The sequence below is a fragment of the Amycolatopsis rhizosphaerae genome (assembly GCF_007713715.1).
Taxonomy (GTDB): Bacteria; Actinomycetota; Actinomycetes; order Mycobacteriales; family Pseudonocardiaceae; genus Amycolatopsis_E; species Amycolatopsis_E rhizosphaerae.
In genome coordinates, this window is the sequence record NZ_VJWX01000634.1 from 1 (window position 1) to 3,562 (window position 3,562).

General features: G+C 71.7%; 4 protein-coding genes. All 4 read left to right on the plus strand.

Features of this window, described 5'->3' with window-relative positions; all coding sequences use genetic code 11:
- Positions 1-1,302 (plus strand): ferredoxin reductase family protein (locus FNH05_RS34585; protein WP_144593060.1); only part of this gene is annotated, 1,302 nt, incomplete at its 5' end.
- Between the two features lie 4 nt (positions 1,303-1,306).
- Positions 1,307-1,747 (plus strand): FMN-binding protein, encoded by a 441-nt coding sequence (locus tag FNH05_RS34590; RefSeq protein WP_144593061.1) that lies wholly within the window; start codon positions 1,307-1,309, stop codon positions 1,745-1,747.
- A complete protein-coding gene (locus FNH05_RS34595) occupies positions 1,744-2,532 on the plus strand; it encodes an FAD:protein FMN transferase (protein WP_246128123.1) in 789 nt (262 codons plus the stop codon). The genes FNH05_RS34590 and FNH05_RS34595 overlap by 4 nt, the downstream gene beginning before the upstream one ends.
- A gap of 318 nt (positions 2,533-2,850) precedes the next feature.
- The coding region (locus FNH05_RS34600; RefSeq protein WP_144593062.1) for a MarR family transcriptional regulator at positions 2,851-3,562 on the plus strand (712 nt) is incomplete at its 3' end.

Sequence of the window (3,562 nt, forward strand, 5' to 3'; positions counted from 1 at the left end):
CTGTGGCTGAGCCTGCTGCTCGTGGCGTACTGGTGGGCCGCCGGGGGCGGGTTCCAGGCGATGACCGGCTGGGAGACCGGACTCACCTCGGCGGGCAGGCTCACCGGCCTGCTCTCCGCCGACCTGCTGCTGGCCCAGGTCCTGCTGCTGGCCCGGTTACCGGTCCTCGAGCGCGCCTTCGGCCAGGACCAGCTGATCAGACTGCACCGGCTGACCGGGTTCACCTCGTTCACCCTGATGCTCGCCCACCTCGTGCTCATCACCTGGGGCTACGCCTCGGGCAGCCTGCGCGCGGTGCCCGCCACCTTCTGGAACCTCACCACGGACTACCCGGGCATGCTCCTGGCGCTGGCGGGCACGGTCTGCCTGATCATGGTGGTGGTCACCAGCCTCAGGGCCGCCCGCCGCAAACTGCGCTACGAGTCGTGGCATCTGCTGCATCTCTACGCCTATCTCGGCGTCGGGCTGGCCCTGCCGCACCAGCTGTGGACCGGGCAGGAATTCCTGGCCTCCCCGGGCGCCACGCTCTACTGGTGGTCCGCGTGGGCGGTCACCGCGGCGGCGGTGCTGGTCTGGCGGGTCGCGCTGCCCCTGTGGCGCAACGCCCGTCACCGCCTGCGGGTCACCTCCGTGGCGCCGGAGGGCGATGGCGTGTACTCGGTGTACCTGACCGGGCGTGACCTGCACCGGTTGCCCGCACAGGCCGGGCAGTTCTTCGTCTGGCGCTTCCTGGACCGGCGGGGCTTCACGCGCGGCAACCCGTACTCGCTGTCGGCCGCCCCCGACGGGCGGAGCCTGCGGATCTCGGTGAAGAAGCTCGGGGACAACAGCGCACGGACGCCGGCGCTGCGCCCGGGCACCCGGGTGCTGTTCGAGGGCCCGTTCGGGCGGCTTTCCGCCCGGACCAGGACCCGTCGCGGCGTCGCGCTGATCGGCGCCGGGGTGGGCGTGGCCCCGCTCCGGGCGCTGGCCGAGGGACTCGAGTACGGGCCGGGCGAAGTGGTGCTGCTGCACCGGTTCACCGCCAAGCCGCTGTTCGACCGCGAGTTCCGGATCCTGGCCCGTGAACGCGGGCTCCGGGTCGTGTCGCTGCCGGGCCACCGGCGGGCACCCGATTCCTGGCTCGGAGACGGCGTCGGCACCGCCGACGACCTGACGGCGCTCACCCACTGGGTGCCGGACCTGGCCGCGCGCGACGTCTACCTCTGCGGACCGCAGCCGTGGACCGAGGCCGTGCGCCGCACGGCCGAAGCCGCGGGTGTGCCCGCCGCGCAACTCCACATCGAAAACTTCCAGTGGTGATCCCATGAAGCGCATCGTCCTGTGGTTCCTCGGCACGGCCAGCCTGGTCGCGCTCCTGTTCGGCTACCACACCTCGACCTCCGGCGCGCTGGCGGGCAACGCCGCGGGCACCGGGCCCGCGCCCCCGAAGGGCAGCACGGGCACGTCGGCGGGCTCGTCCGCGCCCGGGTCGAAGACCTACACCGGCCCGTCGGTCGACACGCGGTGGGGACCGGTGCGGGTCCAGATCACCGTGGCGGACAAGAAGATCACCAACGTGTCGGTGGTCGACTACCCGGACGGCAACGGGCGGGACCGGCAGATCAACAGCTACGCGCTGCCGATCCTGGTGCGGAGCACGCTCGACGCGCAGAGCGCCAACATCGACATGATCAGCGGCGCGACGGTGACCAGCGAGGGCTACGTCCAGTCCCTGCAGGGTGCGCTGGACCAGGCCGGGCTGTGAGCACCCCGGCCGGGCCGGAGCCCGTCACCCGCTACGTCGAGCACGTCATGGGCATGCCGATCAGCCTGGCGCTGCGGGGGCGGCACGCGGACGACGAGCGGGCCCGCGCGGCGTGGGCGGAGGTGCTGGCCTCGCTGCGCGAAGCCGACCGGGTGTTCAGCACCTACCGGCCCGATTCGGTGGTCTCCCGCCTGGACCGCGGGGAAATCACCGAGGACGAGTGCCCGCCGGAGGTCGGGGAGGTGCTCGCGCTCGGTGCGCTCGCCCAGGCCCAGTCGGACGGTGCCTTCCGCATCCGCAGGCCCGGGCCGGACGGGCGGCTCGCGCTCGACCCCAGCGGGGTGGTGAAGGGCTGGGCGGTCGACCGGGCCACCGCCGCGCTGATCGCGCTTCCCGCCACCGACTTCTGCCTGTCCGCCGGTGGTGACCTGACCTGCCGCACGATCCGCCCGTCGGCGCCGCCCTGGCGCATCGGCATCGAAGACCCGCTGGATCCACGGCGGATCATCGCCGTGGTCCCGGTGTTCTCGGGCGGGGTGGCCACCTCGGGGACCGCGCACCGCGGCGGACATCTCGTGGACGGCCGGACCGGGCGGGCACCTGAGGGGGTCGCCTCGGTCACCGTCATCGCGGACACGCTGACCTGGGCCGACATCGAGGCGACGGCGGCCTACGCGCACGGCGCGGACGCGGCGCGGTGGCTCGGCACCCGGCCGGGCCGTCGCGGCCTGGTGGTCTGGCCCGACGGCGGCACCACCGTCACCGGTCCGACCGGGATATCTTGACAGAAATTCTCCACCAGCCGTTCGGGCGAGTTAGTTTTTACTCTTTCCACCTTTTGGTGAGCGCTCGCTCATTTCACCTACTCAAGAGTAGTTAATCGCTTTCCGATCACGGAACCGAGGTCAACTCAAGGCGCCTTTTCCCTGCTCACCAAGGGTTTCGCGCGCAACTGAAGACAGCTGACGAGATGTTCGAATTGCCGAGAACAGCGGCCTTGCAACCCCCGCCAGGAGATCCGCAAGGGTCTTATGACATATAGTCGGACACCCGCCGGCACCTTCCGTCAGATTTCCCGCCGGCATTACCTGGCAGGGAGCACTTTGACCGGCACCGGAAGGATCCAGGACCGAGCCGCCTTCGACGTCCTGGCTCGCGCCCTGACTCGCTGCCGTCTCGACGGGATCTCCGGTGCACTGCACCTGATGGGCAACCCGGGCGGTGTTTTCCATCTGCGCAGGGGAATCGTGGTCGCGGTGGACAGCCCCGGGGCGCCGGGAGCGGACGCACTGCTGCTGCGGTCCGGCCGCGTCAGCGAAGGGGACTGGACCGCGGCGCTGCGTGCGGCGGCCGAGGGCCGCTCGTCGCAGGCCGAACTCGTGGCGCGCGGCAGCGTCGGTGCCACCGAGTTGCGGGTGCTGTCGATGATGGCGGCGCGCGACGCCGCCTTCGCCACCGCGGCCGGCATGGTCGAGGGGTACGTCATCGACCGCGAACCGGTCGACGTCCCCCTGCCGCTGGCCCACGACGTCGACGCCGACTCGCTGCTGCAGGAGACGGAGCGGCGGCTCAACGCGCTCGCTTCGCTGCCCATTCCCGTGGCCCCGCACCGCGAACGCGTCGCGCCGGTACCGGGCAAGAGCCTCGACGAAGGCGCGCTCACCGAACTCCGGCGAGAGATCCTCGCCCAGGCGAACGGCCGTCGCACCGCGCGGGACCTCGCCTTCCTGATCAGCCGCGGCGTCTACCCGGTGACGGTCGAGATTTCCCGGCTGCTCAGCGAGGGCCTGGTGGAGATCCCGGTCCGGCCCCCGG

What these genes read in the sequence shown, in the direction of transcription:
- FNH05_RS34590 (WP_144593061.1), top strand. Translation starts at nt 1,307, where the DNA reads ATGAAGCGCATCGTCCTGTGGTTCCTCGGCACGGCCAGCCTGGTCGCG.